The 17,378-nt window shown below is 62.5% G+C and carries 15 protein-coding genes and 1 pseudogene; 6 read left to right on the forward strand and 10 right to left on the reverse strand.

Annotation, left to right across the window (positions count from 1 at the left end):
- Positions 1-69: 69 nt before the first annotated feature.
- The 3 genes from ABY454_RS06045 to ABY454_RS06055 all read left to right on the forward strand — a co-directional run bounded on the left by ABY454_RS06045 (position 70) and on the right by ABY454_RS06055 (position 3,220).
- Positions 70-996, forward strand: a complete 927-nt coding sequence (locus ABY454_RS06045) for an ABC transporter ATP-binding protein (protein WP_372929286.1) — start codon at positions 70-72, stop codon at positions 994-996.
- Positions 993-1,754: an ABC transporter permease gene (locus tag ABY454_RS06050; RefSeq protein WP_372929287.1), complete on the forward strand. Its 762-nt coding sequence runs from the start codon at positions 993-995 to the stop codon at positions 1,752-1,754. Before ABY454_RS06045 ends, ABY454_RS06050 begins: the two co-directional genes overlap by 4 nt.
- Positions 1,755-1,855: 101 nt before the next feature.
- Positions 1,856-3,220, forward strand: a complete 1,365-nt coding sequence (locus tag ABY454_RS06055; RefSeq protein ID WP_372929288.1) for an APC family permease — start codon at positions 1,856-1,858, stop codon at positions 3,218-3,220.
- A gap of 13 nt (positions 3,221-3,233) precedes the next feature.
- Here the strand turns inward: ABY454_RS06055 and ABY454_RS06060 are convergent, their stop codons facing one another.
- Together ABY454_RS06060 and ABY454_RS06065 are read right to left on the reverse strand one after the other, a co-directional pair.
- Positions 3,234-3,425 carry a hypothetical protein gene (locus ABY454_RS06060; protein ID WP_372929289.1) on the reverse strand — a complete coding sequence of 64 codons (192 nt, stop codon included), beginning with the start codon at positions 3,423-3,425 and terminating at the stop codon, positions 3,234-3,236.
- Positions 3,426-3,442: 17 nt separating this feature from the next.
- Complete coding sequence (locus tag ABY454_RS06065; RefSeq protein WP_372929290.1) at positions 3,443-5,029, reverse strand: L,D-transpeptidase family protein; 1,587 nt, start codon at positions 5,027-5,029, stop codon at positions 3,443-3,445.
- Between the two features lie 262 nt (positions 5,030-5,291).
- Between ABY454_RS06065 and nadA the strand changes: the two genes are divergently transcribed.
- The 3 genes from nadA to nadC are packed head-to-tail and all read left to right on the forward strand — an operon-like array spanning position 5,292 to position 8,864.
- Positions 5,292-6,359, forward strand: coding sequence for a quinolinate synthase NadA (nadA, locus tag ABY454_RS06070; protein ID WP_372929291.1), 1,068 nt, complete (start codon positions 5,292-5,294; stop codon positions 6,357-6,359).
- Positions 6,360-6,384: 25 nt separating this feature from the next.
- Positions 6,385-7,995 carry an L-aspartate oxidase gene (locus tag ABY454_RS06075; RefSeq protein WP_372929301.1) on the forward strand — a complete coding sequence of 537 codons (1,611 nt, stop codon included), beginning with the start codon at positions 6,385-6,387 and terminating at the stop codon, positions 7,993-7,995.
- Complete coding sequence (gene nadC / locus ABY454_RS06080) at positions 7,992-8,864, forward strand: carboxylating nicotinate-nucleotide diphosphorylase (RefSeq protein ID WP_372929292.1); 873 nt, start codon at positions 7,992-7,994, stop codon at positions 8,862-8,864. Before ABY454_RS06075 ends, nadC begins: the two co-directional genes overlap by 4 nt.
- Here nadC and ABY454_RS06085 read toward each other — a convergent pair.
- From ABY454_RS06085 to ABY454_RS06120, 8 genes and pseudogenes are all read right to left on the reverse strand, one after another.
- A complete protein-coding gene (locus tag ABY454_RS06085; protein WP_372929293.1) occupies positions 8,809-9,894 on the reverse strand; it encodes a cell wall hydrolase in 1,086 nt (361 codons plus the stop codon). The genes nadC and ABY454_RS06085 overlap by 56 nt on opposite strands.
- A gap of 302 nt (positions 9,895-10,196) precedes the next feature.
- Positions 10,197-12,887, reverse strand: coding sequence for a pyruvate, phosphate dikinase (gene ppdK / locus ABY454_RS06090; protein WP_372929302.1), 2,691 nt, complete (start codon positions 12,885-12,887; stop codon positions 10,197-10,199).
- Between the two features lie 93 nt (positions 12,888-12,980).
- Positions 12,981-13,397, reverse strand: coding sequence for a gamma-glutamylcyclotransferase (locus tag ABY454_RS06095; protein WP_372929294.1), 417 nt, complete (start codon positions 13,395-13,397; stop codon positions 12,981-12,983).
- 4 nt (positions 13,398-13,401) lie between these two features.
- On the reverse strand, positions 13,402-15,453 hold the full coding sequence (gene glyS, locus ABY454_RS06100; protein WP_372929295.1) for a glycine--tRNA ligase subunit beta: 2,052 nt from the start codon (positions 15,451-15,453) through the stop codon (positions 13,402-13,404).
- The gene (locus ABY454_RS06105; RefSeq protein ID WP_372929296.1) at positions 15,446-15,859 is read right to left on the reverse strand and encodes a VOC family protein; all 414 of its coding nucleotides are present in this window, start codon (positions 15,857-15,859) and stop codon (positions 15,446-15,448) included. The genes glyS and ABY454_RS06105 overlap by 8 nt, the downstream gene beginning before the upstream one ends.
- On the reverse strand, positions 15,856-16,785 hold the full coding sequence (locus tag ABY454_RS06110) for a glycine--tRNA ligase subunit alpha (protein WP_372929297.1): 930 nt from the start codon (positions 16,783-16,785) through the stop codon (positions 15,856-15,858). Before ABY454_RS06110 ends, ABY454_RS06105 begins: the two co-directional genes overlap by 4 nt.
- A 94-nt stretch (positions 16,786-16,879) precedes the next feature.
- Complete coding sequence (locus tag ABY454_RS06115) at positions 16,880-17,092, reverse strand: hypothetical protein (protein ID WP_372929298.1); 213 nt, start codon at positions 17,090-17,092, stop codon at positions 16,880-16,882.
- A 3-nt stretch (positions 17,093-17,095) separates the two neighbouring features.
- Positions 17,096-17,378: pseudogene (locus ABY454_RS06120) on the reverse strand (S49 family peptidase); the annotation flags it as partial.

The raw sequence follows: 17,378 nt of genomic DNA on the forward strand, positions 1-17,378 counted from the left end.
CCCATTGTTGCCTCACTCACCGCCGATGGAAGGCGTCTTCGCCCCCACCGCCCTGCCCTGTTTGGTCTCATGCCGCCCATCATCTCCCTTAAAGACCTGTCGAAGACCTACAAGTCGGGTTTCGAGGCGCTCAAGGGTGTCAGCCTCGACATCGACAAAGGTGAGATCTTCGCGCTGCTCGGGCCCAACGGCGCAGGCAAGACCACACTCATCAGTATCATTTGCGGCATCGTAACACCGAGTTCAGGCTCGGTGACGGTCGGCGGGCACGATAACGTCACCGACTACCGGGCGGCGCGCGCCATGATCGGCCTGGTACCGCAAGAGCTCACTATCGACATGTTCGAGACGGTCTGGGGTACCGTGTCGTTCAGCCGGGGCCTGTTCGGCAAATGGCCGAACCCGGCGCACATCGAAAAGGTCCTCAAGGATCTCGCGCTCTGGGACAAGAAGGACTCAAAGCTCATCACCTTGTCGGGCGGCATGAAACGCCGCGTGCTGATCGCCAAGGCCTTGTCGCACGAGCCTTCAGTCCTGTTTCTCGACGAGCCGACCGCGGGCGTCGACGTGGAGCTGCGTAAGGAGATGTGGCAGGTCATTCGCGATTTGCGCGATTCCGGCGTGACCATCATTCTCACAACGCACTACATCCAAGAAGCCGAAGACATGGCCGACCGGATCGGCGTCATCAATAACGGCGAACTGATCCTGGTGGAAGACAAGCGCGAGCTGATGCACAAGCTCGGCAAGAAGCAGCTCACCTTGGAACTGCACGAAGCCATCGACGCGATCCCGCCTGCACTTGAGAGCCACGACCTGACGCTTGCCAACGAAGGCAGCGAACTGATCTACACCTATGACAGCCAAGGAACGCGGACCGGCATCACGCACCTGCTCACAGATTTGGCGCAAGCCGGCATTCGCTTCAAAGACCTCGACACGACGCAAAGCTCGCTGGAGGATATCTTCGTGGGCCTGGTGAGGCGCGAGCCATGAACCTCCCGGCGATCGCTGCGATCTACAAATTCGAAATGGCGCGCTGGGGCCGTACCTTGCTGCAAAGCTTGGTGGCACCGGTTATCGCCACGGCACTCTATTTTGTGGTGTTCGGCGCCGCGATCGGTTCGCGCATTGCCGAGATCGACGGGGTTCCGTACGGCGCGTTTATCGTGCCCGGCCTCATCATGCTGAACCTGCTCACCCAGAGCGTGGCGAACGCGTCCTTCGGCATCTATTTCCCGCGCTTCAGCGGGACGATCTACGAGCCGCTCTCTGCGCCCCTGTCGCCATTCGAGATTGTCACAGGCTATGTGGGCGCGGCCGCCACCAAGTCGATAATTCTCGGGCTGATCATTCTGGCGACGGCGACCTTGTTCGTGCCCTTGCGGATCGATCATCCGGTCTGGATGGTCGTGTTCTTGCTGCTGACGGCGGTCACCTTCAGCCTGCTTGGCTTCGTGATCGGGATCTGGGCCGAGGGCTTCGAGCAGCTTCAGCTAGTACCGCTGCTGATCATCACCCCGCTCACCTTCCTCGGCGGCACCTTCTACTCGCTCAACGTGCTGCCCCCGGTCTGGCAGACCGTGTCGCTGTTCAACCCGGTCGTCTATCTGGTAAGCGGCTTCCGCTGGAGCTTCTACAGCACCTCAGATGTCAGCGTGGAGGTCAGCCTCATGATGATCGGGCTGTTCCTCGCCATCTGTCTTGGTGCCGTGTGGTGGGTGTTCAAGACCGGATACCGGCTCAAGAGCTGAGCGAACCCCCGCACGCTTGACTGTGAATTCCCTGCAAACTCGTCCCGATAGGCCGCCGCGAGGATAGGCGTGAGCTGCCTCGCGTGCTACTGCAGCGAGTTATGAGGGAAGACAAAACCGGCGCGCCGTCGGGTTCGGAAGACGAGCCGACGCTTCACCGGTCGATCGGACCAATGCAGATGGCCCTTTACGGCCTCGGCGGCATGCTGGGCGCGGGCATCTATGGATTGATCGGCAAGGCAGCAGGCCAGGTGGGCAATGCCGTTTGGCTGGCCTTCATCGTGGCACTGATCGCCGCGCTTCTCACCGCCCTTTCCTATGCATCGCTCGGCTCGCGCTACCCGCGCGCGGCGGGCGCGGCCTATGTGACGCAACGCGCCTATGGCTTTCCGCTGCTGAGCTTCATGGTGGGCCTCGCGCTCGTTTGCTCCGGCCTCACCTCTATCGCCACGCAGTCCCGCGTCTTCGCCGCCAACTTTATTGAACTGATCGGCCTTGATGGGATGCCCGTGGCCGGGCTGGCACTTGGCTTCTTGATGATCATGTCCGGCATCGTGTTCCGCGGCATTCGCGAATCTATGTGGGTCAACATTCTGTGCACCATCGTCGAGGCGTCAGGCCTCATTCTCGTGGTGTTGGTCGGCATGTCCTATTGGGGCTCGGTCAACTATCTGGAGACGCCTCCGACAAACGGCGACGACCACGCGATGCTGATTGTCATTCAAGGCGCGATCCTCGCTTTCTTCGCCTTTATCGGCTTTGAGGACATGTACAACGTCGCCGAGGAAGTCCGGGAGCCGCAGCGCACAATTCCCCTGGGACTGGTTGTGGCCATGGTCGCAGCGGCGATCATTTATATCGCCGTCGCCATCACCGCGGTGTCGGTGGTGCCGTGGCAGGAGCTGAGCCAAGCTCCCGGCCCGATCACCGAGGTGGTGGCGCGCGCGGCACCGGCCATCCCGCCCATTCTCTTTACCGGCATCACTTTATTCGCGGTGGCGAACACGGGGCTCGTCAATTTCGTGACAGCCTCGCGCCTTCTTTACGGCATGGCACGGCAAGGGCTGCTGCCGCAGATTCTTGGGCGAGTGCACAATGGCCGCCGCACCCCGCATATCGCCATCTTCCTTCTGTTTCTGATTCTCGTGCCGCTGGCGCTCTCCGGCACGATCGCCGAGCTCGCCTCCGCGACTGTGTTGCTTCTGCTCTCCGTCTTCACCGTCGTGAACGGCGCCCTCTTCGTCTTGAAAGGTAGAAAAGGGGAAGAGCCCGGCCGATTCGAGATTCCGCGCATCATTCCGGCGCTTGGCGCCTTGGTGTGCCTCGCCCTTATCGTCGTTCGCGTCTCAACCGGCGATTGGCGCGCGCCCGCCATCGCCGGCGGGCTACTGCTGGGTTGCTTCGTCCTCTATATGGCCATGCGCGCGATCGGTTCCGCGCGCCATGCTTTAGAAGAAGATAGCTAGCCGGCGTGGGGCCTTACTTCTCGGCAAGGCGGTGCGGCGGGTGACGCTGATCGCCGCGGCGGTTGAGACGGCGCACATAGGTGATCGTTGCTTCAGGCCGTTCGGCCTTGACCTTGAGCGCCGCGATCAACGCGTCCTCCGCATTGACGACGACGCGGTCGCCCTTCCCCTCGCAGTTGATTCCGACGGTGAACTGCGACTGCATAGCCCCTGCCCTCGGTGCTAAGGCGCGGTGGCCGCCCTTACAGGCTTTCGCGCGGGAGGCGAACCTGCGACAGGCGGCGACGCGGCTGCTTCGTCGTCCGGCTTGCTCGGTTTGTCGAGCTTGTAAACATCGTCAAAGGTCTTAACCTCGCCCTCATCGTCGACCACAGCCGTGAAGTAGGTCGTGTGGACCGGGATGGGCTTGTCGATCTTGACCCTTCTCGTCTTGCCGCTCTTGATCAGTTGATTGACCTTCGCCTGGCTCCAGCCCTTGTCCTCGGCGAGCAGAACGCCTGCGAGCTTCGCAGGGTTCGCGACGCGCGGCTCCTTAGACCCTTCAGCCCGGACGGCGCGCGTCAACTGTCCGCGCCGGATGGTGTCATGCATAAAGACGCCACGATCGTTCGGATAGAGGAACTGGACCTTGCCCAAGACATTGGTGCGGCCCGGCGCCTGAACGAAGGTTAGCTTGGACAGGTTGACCTTGTTCCAATCGATATTGTCCGGGTCGATCACCCTGCCCCGGTTCTTCACGGTCAACTTGTACTGCTCGATGATCGCAGAAGCCCCGCCGCCGAACAGCCCGCCGCTTTCGCGCAATTTGGGCAAGACGTCCCGGCGAATGACCGATAGCGGGACCTTGCGCTCCGGATTGAGGACGATTTCCTTGAGGTCAGCGGACAAGACCGGCGTTGGATTTCTGGTATTGCCGACCGCGATCTTCTCCGACGCCACGGTCTTACCGTCCTTGACCACGCGCAACATGAACTCCGGGACGTTGAGCCACACATAGGATGCGCCCAGCTCTTCCGGCATCCAGCGCCAGCGCTCCATGCTGGCTTCGATGCGCGTGATGTTTTCTTTCGACTGTGCTTTGGCGAGCGCTTGGCGCAAGGCTGCGAACTGCTCATGCTTGGGGTGCAGATCCGTGAGATAGGCGTCCGGCGATTGCGATGCGGCGATCGCTGTCATGACGGCTGCCGGATCGCGAACCGAAGGCGTCTGATCGAAGACTTTGCTCGGCTCGGCGAGACCGCCGCGTGCCGCGCGTGCATATTTCAGGGATGCGAGACTGATCGCGATCTCGGTGGCCGCCTGGTCCGATGCCGAGGCGGGCTTAAAGTCCGCAGGCGGCACCTGGAAGATGCTTGGGTCGAAGCCCCACTCACCACCCCGTCCCATCTCGCGCAGCACAGCTTGCCCGTTTGACGAAATACCCGTCGTGGTCAGCCACAGCGCAGGCCCGCTATGGGAGGTGTAGAACGCCTTGACCGCCGCTATATCGTCCGCATGAGCGCCTTTGTGCAGCAGTGGATCGTCGAGCAGCTGACGGATCGTATCGGTGATGCGCAGGTCTTGCGGGGCGTCCGAAGCCTCGCCCGCGTCCTCTTGCGGAGGCTCCGCACCCGGCAGTACGGCAACGACTTCGGCGTCCTGCACCTCGGTCGCTGCAAGGCTGGCTGGATTGTCAGGAATCGCGACGACGATGTCGGCGGCCGCGGTCTCCTCGCGTTGCTCGCCAGTGGCAAGCTGAACCGCCAACAATGCGATGAGCCCCAAAAGGGTCGCCGCACCGAGGATCGTGACTACAGACCGCCTACGCATCCCAAGAACCCCACTATGGACCTAGGTTAGTCCCCGGAGAAACCTCCTTCCAGCAAGAATTGCCTCTTGGCCGGGCAAAGTCTTGAATTTCGCCGGTTTCTGCCAGATCTCTTGTCCCCACAGCGGATGGCCCACTCTTGATGCGGTGCGTCAATCGCCTATACTCTTTTTGAGAATTGGGACGTGCCGGCCTTGTGCCGGACCTTTTTAGACCCCATATATACTCATATTGAGTATTAATAGCGATGGGAGGCAGGATTTCATGGCAACAGTTCAAACTGGTAGCCCTGAATGGAAAGCACGGGCTCAGGCGGTACTGCCGCCAACCCTATTGCCAGATCTTGCCTATACGCCCGAAGTGGCGGCAGAGACCGCACATCTTTATGAGCGCGTGAAACGCGTGATCCCGCCGATCGAGTGGCCGGGTTTTGCTCCCTACATCAAAGCGATCAACGATCTTAAGAAGGCCCGTAATGCGGTCGTGCTGGCGCACAACTACATGACACCTGAGATTTTCAACTGCGTTGCCGACGTGTCCGGCGACTCCCTCCAGCTCGCCCGCGAGGCGGTCGAAGCAGACGCGGACGTCATCGTGCAATGCGGTGTTCACTTCATGGCCGAGACCTCGAAGCTGCTGAACCCCGACAAGACGGTTCTGATTCCGGATATGCGCGCGGGCTGTTCGCTCGCGGATTCCATCACCGGCGCCGATGTGCGTGCGCTGCGCGAAGCTTATCCCGGCGTACCGGTGGTGACCTACGTCAACACCTCCGCCGACGTTAAGGCAGAGTCCGACATTTGCTGTACGTCTTCGAACGCGGTTCGCGTCGTGGAGTCGCTCGGCGTCAAGCGCGTGATCATGATCCCCGACGAGTTTCTCGCCAAATGGGTGCAGACTCAGACGGACGTCGAGATCATCACCTGGAAGGGCCATTGCGAGGTGCATGAGCGCTTCACCGCCGATGAACTGCGCGCCTATCGCGAGGCCGATCCGGGCGTGAAGATCATCGCGCATCCGGAATGCCCGCCTGACGTCATCGACGAGGCGGACTTCACCGGCTCGACCTCCAACATGATCAAGTGGGTTGAGGACAATCAGCCCTCCAAGGTGCTGCTCGTCACCGAGTGTTCCATGAGCGACAACGTCGCCGTGGAGGCCCCGAACACCGAGTTCGTGCGTCCCTGTAACCTTTGTCCGCACATGAAGCGCATCACGCTGCCCAAGATCTTGGACAGCCTCGTCTTCATGAAAGAAGAGGTCACCATCGATCCTACGGTCGCCGACCGGGCGCGGGCCGCGGTCGAGCGGATGATCAATCTCAACCACTAAGCCAGGGCGTGATCCTGTAATGGCGATGAACTCCGGCAAGCCGCACGTTCCAACTCAGGGCACCGGTGTCGTGGTTGTCGGCGCAGGGCTAGCGGGGCTGTTCACCGCGCTGAAGCTCGCGCCGCTTCCGGTCACTGTGATCTCCCCTGCGCGCTTCGGCGAAGGCGCATCGAGCCTTTGGGCCCAGGCCGGGATCGCCGCGGCATTGGCCGAGGGCGATACACCCGAGGACCACGCCGCTGACACGGTACGCGCGGGCGCTGGCATCGTCGACGAAACCACCGCGCTGTTCATGGCGCAGGAAGCGCGCGAGCGCATCGAGGACCTGCTGCGCTACGGCGTTCCCTTCGACAAGGACCTCGAGGGCCGGCTGGCGTTGGGGCATGAGGCGGCGCATGGTAGCCGCCGCATCCTTCACGTCAAAGGCGACATGGCCGGCCGCGCAATCATGGGCGCGATCACGGAAGCCGCGCGCGCGATCCCGTCGATCACCGTTCTGGAAGGCTACACGGCGCGCGACCTCATCGTCCGCAATGGCCGCGTTCAAGGCATCGCGCTCTCGCCGGTGGACGCCGCCGAAGAGGACGGCCTTGTCCTCCCGGCCCGTGCCGTGGTGCTGGCCACGGGCGGCGCAGGCCAGGTCTATGCGATCACCACCAATCCTAAGGAAGCCCGCGGCGAAGGCGTCGCCATCGCGGCGCGGGCGGGTGCGGTGATTTCCGATGCCGAGTTCGTGCAGTTCCACCCGACGGCAATCAATATCGGCCGCGATCCCGCGCCGCTTGCCACCGAGGCACTGCGTGGTGAAGGCGCTGTCCTCATCAACGGTAAAGGCGAGCGCTTCATGCGCGCCGTCCACGAGGATGCCGAACTCGGCCCACGCGACGTTGTCGCGCGCGCCGTTTATCGCGAGGCGATGGGCGGACGCGGCGCCTTTCTCGATTGCCGGCCGATCGGGTCCGGTCTCGCCAAGCAGTTTCCGATGCTTCTGAAGACCTGCCAGTCCGCTGACATCGATCCGACGCGCGAGCCGGTGCCGGTTGCGCCGGCGGCGCATTATCACATGGGCGGTATTCTCACGGACGCGCGCGGGCGCAGCACAGTCGACGGCCTGTGGGCCTGTGGCGAGGTGACTTCGACCGGTGCCCACGGCGCCAATCGCCTTGCTTCAAACTCGCTGCTCGAAGCTGTCGTGTTCGGCGCGCGGGTTGCGCAGGACATCGCCGCAGCGCCACCGCCGCCCGCCAGAAGCGTCACGGCCGAAACCAGGCGCGAGTCCCGCCAAGCGCACGACGAAGAGGTCGAATCGACGCTGCGTCAGACTATGTCGGACAATGTCGGCGTGATCCGCGATGCAAGCTCCATGACCAAAGCATTGCAGACCATTTTGGAGCTGGAACAGGCGCACGCAGGAGATCCCCAGCTTGCCAACATGCTGACCACGGCGAAATTGATAACCACGGCCGCGTTCTTGCGCAAGGAGAGCCGCGGCGGGCATTTCCGCAGCGACTATCCGGCCGCCGACGCAGCACTGGCGAAGCGCAGCTTCCTCACGCTCACGAAGGCCAATGAGATCTCGCGTGAAGCCTCGGGCCTGTCGAACCGGCCACATCTTCGCGTCGTGTCGCAGGGATGACGGACCGACGCGCTTCCCGGCTGGAGCTTCCAAAGCTGCTCGTGGACCAGGCGGTTCGCACCGCGCTTACCGAGGATCTCGGGCTCGCCGGCGATGTCACCACCGACCCCATCATTCCAACGGACGCTAAAGGCGCCGCGGCGATCGTCGCGCGCGAGGACGGCGTCGTGGCCGGGCTTGATCTGGCGGAGGCGGCGTTCAAGACGCTCGATCCTGAGACGCGCTTCACGCGCATCGTAGAGGACGGCGACCGGATCAAAGCGGGCGATACCATTGCCAAAGTCGAGGGACGCACGCGCGCGCTTCTGACGGGCGAGCGCACGGCCTTGAACTATTTCTGCCATTTGAGCGGCATTGCCACGCTGACTGCGGCGTATGTGGCGAAGGTGGAGGGCGCGGGCGCGCGCATTGCTTGCACCCGCAAAACGACGCCGGGCTTGCGCGCCCTCGAAAAATACGCCGTGCGCTGTGGCGGCGGGGTCAATCACCGCTTCGGGCTGTACGACGCCGTGCTGGTGAAGGACAACCATATTGCCGCCGCGGGCGGACTGGCAGCAGCGATTGAGCGCGTTCGCGCGCAAGGGAGCCACATGGTCAAGGTCGAGGTGGAGGTCGATACGCTCGATCAGCTGAAAGAGGCGCTGCGCTTTCCCATCGATGCTGTCCTGCTCGACAACATGGATCCCGCGACGCTGAAAAAGGCCGTCGGCATTGCGCACGGCAAGGTCATCACCGAGGCGTCAGGTGGCGTGAATTTGGAAACGGTTGCGGATATCGCAGCGACGGGTGTCGACCTGATCTCAGTCGGCGCGCTTACTCACTCGGCCCGTAGCCTAGACTCATCGCTTGATTGGGCGCCGCCGGGCTAGAGCCGGCGATCGTGTTCACGGCCGTCGCAAGAGACAGCGTCGGCAAGAGGTAGCCCGCGTCCTCGTCCGCCTCCGAGCCGTCCTCCGGCTCGACGGACGCTTCGACGAGATACGGCTCTTCATTGCGCTTCTTGTAGAAGATGTGCCGCCCAATCCTGTCGATCTTGTTCATGCGGCGAGCCCAACGCGGGCTGACGTAATTCGCGTGATAGAAGGTGGAGTATCCAACCTCGGGCAGCCATTGCTCGCCGGCCATGATCTCCTTGGAGAGGCGCTGCGCGAGTTCCCATTGCGCGTTGTCGCGCGGGTTGTCGGTGTGCCCGTCACAGGTGAAGGAGAACTGGCAGCCTTTGCGCCTCTGCCCCTGATAGACAACGCCGCAAATGGTCTCCGGGAAAAGCGGGCTGCGGACACGATTGAGAATGACCTGGGCGACGGCCACCTGGCCGCGCTGTGGCTCACCGCGCGCCTCGAAGTAAATCGCGACGGCAAGGCAGCGGCTCTCACGCGCCTGGAACTCGGCTTCGGTCTCACCCTTGTAGCGGAAGTCCAAAGCCTTCGGCGTTGGGCTGTAGGCAATGTCCTTCGGCGACGGCCGGAAGGCAGCGACCGCGAAATCCGCATTGAAGGGCGAGTTGTAGCTCGCGTGCGTGAACAGCGACGATTCTGGCCGGCGGCGCTCCGGAACTTTGAGCGCGACGTCGGAGCTGGTCGGGTTCAAGCGATCGCCTTTGCCCTCACGGCTCACGGCCACTTTGGGATTCAGAAAGCGCGGGCTGCCGCCTAGGCTCGCGGTAATCAATTGCTTGCCGGCCGTGGTGACGGCGTGGGCGGCGCGGTGATTATCCGCGCGCGGGCCTTTGCCGCCATTGGAGAAACGACTACGAGCTTGATTGGGGATCGCACCCGTGGCGTCAGCCATCGACGTCAACTCGAGCTCGACCACCGTGGCCGGCGCGTCGTTCAACGCCACAACAATACTCACGCCAATGAGGGGGAGCGGTACGAACGCAGCGACGGCGTACCACATCCGACGTGATGAGCGTCGGCTCATTTTCCCTCCAGGTCCCCACGGGAGAACCTCCGGTCGTGTCCGGAAAGCCCCACCGAAATTAACCCTAGCCGTGCGTCCTTTTAGGCCCGCACAATTCCAGGGTGTCCCCACAACACCAGGCATAATGGTGAGAAATCAGCGAAACCGCTCGACGTCCCCCCACCGGTTCTAGACCTGCCAAATCCCGTCTCGTGCCGTAAACGCTACCCGATAATATAGGGCAAATTGTGATTGTCGGCAACGGTCGCCAATTACGAACGCGAACGGCTAATTATCCGTTAGCGCTGCATTTTCAGAGTTGCTTGCGCCGCTGCGAGGCGCGCGATGGGCACTCGGTAGGGTGAACACGACACGTAGTCGAGGCCAATTCCCTCACAGAATCCAATGCTTTCCGGATCGCCACCGTGCTCGCCGCAAGCGCCGATTTTGAGTTCGGGACGGACCTCTCGACCCCGCTCAACGGCGATTTTCATCAGTTCACCGACGGATTTATCGAGACTCATAAATGGATCGTGGTGAATGATACCTTTCTCGGAGTACTCACTTAGGAACCGACCGGCGTCGTCGCGGCTCAATCCAAACGTTGTTTGGGTCAGATCGTTGGTGCCGAAGGAGAAGAAGTCCGCGCTTTGCGCGATCTCTCCGGCTGTGAGGCAGGCACGGGGCAGTTCGATCATGGTGCCGATGTGGTAGGCGAGGCTCGTCTCACGCTCCTTCTCCACGAGACGCGCGGTCGCCAAGATGCGTTCCTTGATGAGATCGAGCTCCTTCTTGTCGGCGACCAGCGGCACCATGATTTCCGGCGTCACCCGGTCATGCAGTTCCTTGCCGGCCTCGACGGCCGCCTCGAAGATGGCGCGCGCCTGCATCTCCACGATCTCCGGATAGCGGACGAGGAGCCGCGCGCCACGCTGGCCAAGCATGGGGTTGAACTCGCTCAACACCGCGATGCGGCGCTTCAGGTGCGCCACCTCCACGCCCATGGCTTTTGCAACATCGGCAATGGCGTCATCGCCATGCGGCAGGAACTCGTGTAGCGGCGGATCGAGCAGGCGGATCGTTACGGCGCGGCCGGCCATAATCTCGAACAGCGCGATGAAGTCCTGGCGCTGGGCGGGCAGGAGCTCGGCCAGGGCCTTGCGGCGCGTCTCGATGTCCTCGGCGAGGATCATCTCCCGCATGGCGACGATGCGGTTCTCCTGGAAGAACATATGCTCTGTGCGGCAGAGCCCGATGCCTGCGGCCCCGAACGCGCGGGCTTGGCTCGCATCTTCAGGGTTGTCCGCGTTGGCGCGCACGTCCATGCGCCGGAAGCCATCGGCCCACGCCATCAAGATCGCGAAGGCATCCGACAGCTCCGGCTCGCGCATACTCACCCGGCCCTGAATAAGCTGACCGGTTGCGCCGTCGATGGTAACGACGTCGGCTTTGTGGAGCGTGACGCCCGCGGCTTCGAGCGTTTCGCGTTCTAGGTCGATATGCACCGCGGCAGCGCCGGCGATGCAAGGACGTCCCATGCCGCGGGCCACGACAGCCGCGTGGCTCGTCATGCCACCGCGCGTGGTGACGATCCCTGCGGCCGCATGCATGCCTTGCACATCTTCCGGCGAGGTTTCGATACGCGCCAGGATCACGGTGTGCCCTTGCGCCTTCATGTGCACCGCCTCGTCGGCGTCGAACACAATCTCGCCCGTCGCGGCACCAGGCGATGCGGGCAAGCCTTTGGCGAGCACGGTCATCTGTGCGTTCGGATCGAGAGTCGGATGCAGCAGCTGATCAAGCTGCGCGGGATTGAGGCTCAGGACGGCCTCTTCGCGGGTGATGATCCCCTCTTGCGCCATGTCGACCGCAATCTTCAGTCCGGCTTGCGTCGTACGCTTACCCGCGCGCGTCTGCAGCATGAAGAGTTCGCCTTCTTGCACGGTGAACTCGATGTCCTGCAGGTCGCGGAAATGCCGCTCCAGCTTCTCGCATGACGCTTTCAGCTCCGCGAAGGCTTCCGGAAACAACGCTTCAAGAGACTGCTTGCCATTGCTGGAGGCCGCGCGCTCCTTCTTGGTCAAGGGCTGTGGCGTGCGCAAGCCCGCCACGACGTCCTCGCCTTGCGCGTTAAGGAGAAATTCGCCGAACAGCACGTTCTCGCCTGTCGACGGATTGCGCGTAAAAACAACGCCGGTCGCGCTGTTGTCGCCCTTATTGCCGAACACCATGGTCTGGATGTTGACGGCCGTGCCCCATTCGTCCGGGATGTCGTGGAGTCGGCGATAGGCAATGGCGCGCGCGTTGTGCCAGGACCCGAACACCGCGGAGATGGCGCCCCATAACTGCTCGCGCATGTCTTGCGGGAAGGGCGCGTCGAGCTCGGTCTCGACCAGAGCCTTGAAGCGGGTGACGATCTCCACCCAGTCATCGGCGCCAAGCTCGGGGTCGAGCTCAAAGCCCTTCAAGTTCTTGTAGCTTTCGAGGATCTCCTCAAACAGGCCGTGGTCGATGCCCAGCACCACGTCGGCATACATCTGAATGAAGCGGCGGTAGGTGTCGTAGGCGAAACGGCGATCCTCCGTGACCCGCGCGAGCCCCTCCACGGTCTGATCGTTCAGCCCGAGATTAAGGACAGTGTCCATCATGCCTGGCATGGAAGCCCGGCCGCCGGAGCGTACCGAAACCAGCAAAGGATTGTCCACGTCGCCGAAATGCGCGCCCGCCAACTCGCCGATTTCCGTCAGCGCCTCGTCCACCATGGGCTTCAAGGCGTCGGGCAATTTGCGGCCATGCTCGTAATAGGCGGCGCACACATCCGTCGAAATGGTGAAGCCCGGCGGCACGGGCAGACCTAGGCGCGACATCTCCGCAAGATGTGCGCCCTTGCCGCCGAGCAGCGCCTTGTCGGCTGCCGAGCCGTCCGCACGCCCGCCGCCGAACGTGAACACCCATTTGGGCGCTGCGCCTTTCTCTCTGACTTCCGTAATTGTTGACACTGGTCCTCCGCGCGTCGCCCGTACTTGTAGCCTGTCTGGCGCATCTCGCACAAACCGGCGTGGACGGAAGGCTTAAAGGCGGCACTAACGCCGCGTTGGACGGGGGTTTTTGGCGTTCCAGTGTGCGATGAAATCGCCACCCGGAATAAGCTTCGCGTTGGGTGCTTTTATCACACCATAGGCCCAGGCGACGATCGTGCCGCCGCTATCGAGCGTCACATCGAGCGGTGCGCGCGCATAATTCGGATCGCCAGCCTCATAGGCGTCGAGCTCGGCAAGGAGACGTGCCCCGGGCGCCAGCGCGAAGACATCGCCAATGACCTGTTGCTTTTCGCATTTATCGAACAGCGCCGCCGGATACCAGCCACAGTCGTAAAGCAGGCCGGGTGCACGGCCCCTGCCGACGAGGCGCGCCTGGGCTAGAAGGCGCCGCGCCATGTGATGATCGTGGTCCGCGCGAAGCGTGCCATAGACGAAGATGTGGGCCGGGGCGGCTGCCACCCGGTCACCCCGAGATCTTGGAGAAGTCCGCGACTTCCAGTGTTGCCGCGCGGATGCGGTTCAGGAGGCGCAACCGGTTTTCGCGCAGCTTCGGATTGTCGGCGTTAACGGTGACATTATCGAAAAAGGCATCGACGGGCGCGCGAAGCTTCGCCATGGCGCGCATGGCGGCCTCGAAGTCCTCGTTCTCGATGGCGGTCGCAGTGTCAGCCTCAACACCATCGAGGGCGTCGGCAAGCGCCCTCTCCTCGGGCTGCTCGAGCAAAGCCGGGTCGGGCGCTTGGTCGTGGCGCTTGCCGTCTTTCTTCTCTTCGATGCGTAAGATGTTCGCCGCGCGCTTAGCACCGGCGAGCAGATGTTCGCCGTCGTCCGTTTCAAGGAAACGGCCGAGCGCGGAGACGCGGGCCACGATCATCAGGAGATCATCACCGCCCAACGCAAACACCGCGTCCACCAGATCGTGCCGTGCACCTTGATCGCGCAAGTAAACTTTCAAACGGTCGGCAAAGAAGTCGAGGAGACTACGCACAACATCATTCTTTTTCGACTCGTTGCCCGGAAGATGCGCGCGGAACTCTTTCAACAAGGGAAGACGCACACCGTTCTCCAACACGATGCGGATGACGCCGAGCGCCGCGCGTCGGAGCGCATATGGGTCCTTCGATCCCGTCGGCTTCTCGTCGATGGCCCAGAAGCCTACGAGCGTGTCGAACTTGTCGGCAAGAGCCAAGGCAATCCCGACAGGCTCGCGTGGCACCTCGTCATTAGGCCCGACCGGCTTGTAGTGGGTGGCTATGGCGTTCGCGACCGCCGGGCTCTCCTTCTGCTCCAGTGCGTAATACTGGCCGATGACGCCTTGCAGCTCCGGGAACTCGCCGACCATCTCGCTAACGAGATCGGCCTTGGCGAGATAGCCCGCACGCTCAGCGAGATCGGGATCGGCGCCCACCAACGGCGCCAGATCGCGCGCCAAGTGCCAGATGCGCTCCACGCGATCATATTGCGTGCCGAGCTTCTCGTGGAAAGTGATCTCCTTCAACGCGGGGGCTCGCTCCTCGAGCGGCACTTTGCGGTCCTGATCGAAGAAGAATTTGGCGTCTGAAAGCCGTGCGGCGATGACGCGCTCATTGCCCGCAATGATGGCCTTGCCGCGATCGGCCGCTTTGAGGTTGGCAACCAAGACAAAGCGGTTGGCGAGCTTGTCGCCTTTTTTGAGCGAGAAGCATTTCTGATGCGCCTTCATGGCGGTGGTCAGCACCTCGGGCGGCACATTCAAAAAATCCTCGTCGAATTCGCCCATGAGCGGCACGGGCCATTCGCTAAGGCCTGCATTCTCGGCCAGCAGGCCTTCGTCCTCGACCAGGCTCAGCCCTTGCTTCTCGGCGAGCTTGCGCGCGTCTTTCAGAATGATATGGGCGCGCTCGTCCGTTTCGAGAATGACGAAGGCGTCGCGCAGCTTCGCGGCGTAGTCTTCGAAGTTCTTCACTGCAAAGGGTTTGGGCGCCATGAAGCGATGGCCGTGCGTACGATTGCCGCTTGCGATGCCGCCGATCTCGAAGTCGACAACCTTGCCGCCGAGCACGCAAAGCACCGAATGCAAAGGCCGCACCCAACGCAAGCGCCCGGCGCCCCAGCGCATGGATTTCGGCCATGGGAAGGTCTTGATGATTTCCGGGACGATCTCGGCGATCACTTCACTCGCGTCACGCCCAGGCTTCTCGATCAGCGCGACGTAGAAGCTGCCCTTCTTGTCCTCGCGGATTTCGGCTTGATCGATCGACTTCAGTCCCGCCGCCTTGAGGAATCCCGCGATCGCTTGCTCCGGCGCACCGACACGCGGACCTTTGCGTTCATCTTTCACGTCGGGGGAGCGCTTCGGCAGACCATCTACCACGGCGGTCAGGCGGCGCGGCGTGGCGAAGGTCCTGATCTCCTCGAAGTCGAGACCAGCGGCCTTCAGTTTATCGCCCAGCAGCCGCGCCAGATTTTCGCGCGCGCGGGTCTGCATGCGCGCTGGAATTTCCTCGGAGAATAGTTCGAGCAGGAGTTCAGCCATTGGCGGCTCCGCTCTGGGGTGCGAGGTCCTGACCGAACCCAATGTCTTGGTCGTCCAGATCCTGGATGCCAAATTCGAGGACACCGTAAGGCTTTTCGCCCAGGTGATAGTCGATCTGCGCGCCGTGGCCCTTCAGCTCTTTATAAATGGCGCGCGCATCATCGACCCAGAAATACGCGTTCCACATTTTGTACTTGATGCGCCAGAACGGCACGATCTCGTGAACCTTGGGCGCTTGTGTCAGCATGACGTGCGCACGATCGCGCACCGCGATCGTAAAGTCCGGTGGCTCGCCCCAGACGCCGAGCGTGCGGAACCCAACCTTGTCGGCCCAATAGTCGATGGCCTTAGGCAGATCGCGCGCGAAGAGGACCGGCGCTTGCTCCATGATCTTCGCCTCGGTCATGACGCCCCGCCCGCTTCGGTCTTGAGCCACGCGGCGCAGCACGCCTTGGTAAGATCGCGTACGCGCAAGATGTAAGCCTGGCGCTCGGTCACGGAGATGACGCCGCGCGCATCGAGCAGATTGAAAATATGCGAGGCCTTGATGGCCTGATCGTATGCGGGCAGCACCATCAGATGCTCATCGCCGTTCTCACCGGCGGCAAGCAATGCCTTGCACTCCGCCTCGGCGTCGCGGAAATGCTCGAACAGTTTGGCGGTGCCGGCGTGCTCGAAATTGTAGCGGGAGTATTCCTGCTCGGCCTGAAGGAACACGTCGCCGTATTTGACCTTGTTCGCCCCCTCCCCGCCGTTGAAGTTGAGATCGTAGACATTGTCCACGCCTTGCACATACATGGCGAGCCGCTCCAGGCCGTAGGTGAGTTCGCCGGACACGGGATCGCAATCGAACCCGCCCACTTGCTGGAAATAGGTGAACTGCGACACCTCCATGCCATCGCACCACACCTCCCAGCCGAGCCCCCAGGCGCCGAGCGTCGGGCTTTCCCAGTCGTCCTCCACGAAGCGAATGTCGTGATTCTCAGGATCGATGCCGATGGCAAAGAGGCTCTCCAGATAGAGATCCTGAATGTCGGGCGGCGAGGGCTTCAGGATCACCTGGAACTGATAGTAGTGCTGGAGCCGGTTCGGGTTCTCGCCGTAGCGGCCGTCTTTGGGACGGCGCGAGGGCTGAACATAGGCCGCGCGCCAATGCTTCGGCCCCAGCGAGCGCAAGGTCGTGGCGGGGTGGAACGTCGCCGCACCCACTTCCATGTCGTAGGGCTGGAGGATGACGCAGCCCTGATCGGCCCAGAAGCGCTGAAGCTTGAGGATGAGGTCCTGGAAAGACGGCGCGTGGGCCCGCCCTTGGGATTTTCTCACTTTGGCCATGCTCGATTCTGCACCGCGATTTTCGCGCGCACGCTAGGTGCTCGCGGGCGACAAGGGAAGCCCTAGTCTGTGGAGAAGCAACAAAAGGCTAAAGCTAAGCGTGGTCCTTCGGCCGGTAGACGCCGGTCGCCGGGTCCTGCTCCAGCTGCTCGGGATGGTCGATGGCCTGGCCTTCCATGTTCGGGCGCTCCATGGCCTCCTTGGCCGCGCGCAGGTCGGCGGCAACCCGCTCCTGTTCCCGGCGCAACCAGCGGCGCACCAGGATAAACCCGGCGCCCACGGCGGCGATGAGGAGGACCTGCGCCATCGCCTACAGCCCGAAACGCGACCACAGGGCGCGCGCCTCGATCGTCGACAGCACATCCGCGGTGAGCCCCTCCGGCCACAAGCGGAAATCGAAGCCACCGGTGCCGGAAGAAACGCTGCGCTTGCGGCGTAACCAAGAGGTGGACGGCGCCATGAGCTTGAAACGGACGTTTTCGCCGAAGACCTCACGCATCTTCGTACGCACATCCGAGATCCCGTCGATGAGACCGAGCTCCAAAGCCTTCTTGCCGCCCCAGAACTCGCCGGTGAACAGCTCGATGTCCGCC

The sequence above is a fragment of the Methyloceanibacter sp. genome (assembly GCF_041573655.1).
Classification (GTDB): domain Bacteria; phylum Pseudomonadota; class Alphaproteobacteria; order Rhizobiales; family Methyloligellaceae; genus Methyloceanibacter.

Bases quoted from the DNA above. Each gene is read 5' to 3' on its own strand.
- ABY454_RS06055 (WP_372929288.1), top strand. From the start codon at position 1,856: ATGAGGGAAGACAAAACCGGCGCGCCGTCGGGTTCGGAAGACGAGCCG.
- ABY454_RS06115 (WP_372929298.1), bottom strand. From the start codon at position 17,092: ATGGCGCAGGTCCTCCTCATCGCCGCCGTGGGCGCCGGGTTTATCCTG.
- ABY454_RS06050 (WP_372929287.1), top strand. From the start codon at position 993: ATGAACCTCCCGGCGATCGCTGCGATCTACAAATTCGAAATGGCGCGC.
- nadA (WP_372929291.1), top strand. From the start codon at position 5,292: ATGGCAACAGTTCAAACTGGTAGCCCTGAATGGAAAGCACGGGCTCAG.
- ABY454_RS06105 (WP_372929296.1), bottom strand. From the start codon at position 15,859: ATGACCGAGGCGAAGATCATGGAGCAAGCGCCGGTCCTCTTCGCGCGC.
- ABY454_RS06060 (WP_372929289.1), bottom strand. From the start codon at position 3,425: ATGCAGTCGCAGTTCACCGTCGGAATCAACTGCGAGGGGAAGGGCGAC.
- glyS (WP_372929295.1), bottom strand. From the start codon at position 15,453: ATGGCTGAACTCCTGCTCGAACTATTCTCCGAGGAAATTCCAGCGCGC.
- ABY454_RS06085 (WP_372929293.1), bottom strand. From the start codon at position 9,894: ATGTGGTACGCCGTCGCTGCGTTCGTACCGCTCCCCCTCATTGGCGTG.
- nadC (WP_372929292.1), top strand. From the start codon at position 7,992: ATGACGGACCGACGCGCTTCCCGGCTGGAGCTTCCAAAGCTGCTCGTG.
- ABY454_RS06075 (WP_372929301.1), top strand. From the start codon at position 6,385: ATGAACTCCGGCAAGCCGCACGTTCCAACTCAGGGCACCGGTGTCGTG.
- ABY454_RS06065 (WP_372929290.1), bottom strand. From the start codon at position 5,029: ATGCGTAGGCGGTCTGTAGTCACGATCCTCGGTGCGGCGACCCTTTTG.
- ABY454_RS06110 (WP_372929297.1), bottom strand. From the start codon at position 16,785: ATGGCCAAAGTGAGAAAATCCCAAGGGCGGGCCCACGCGCCGTCTTTC.
- ABY454_RS06045 (WP_372929286.1), top strand. From the start codon at position 70: ATGCCGCCCATCATCTCCCTTAAAGACCTGTCGAAGACCTACAAGTCG.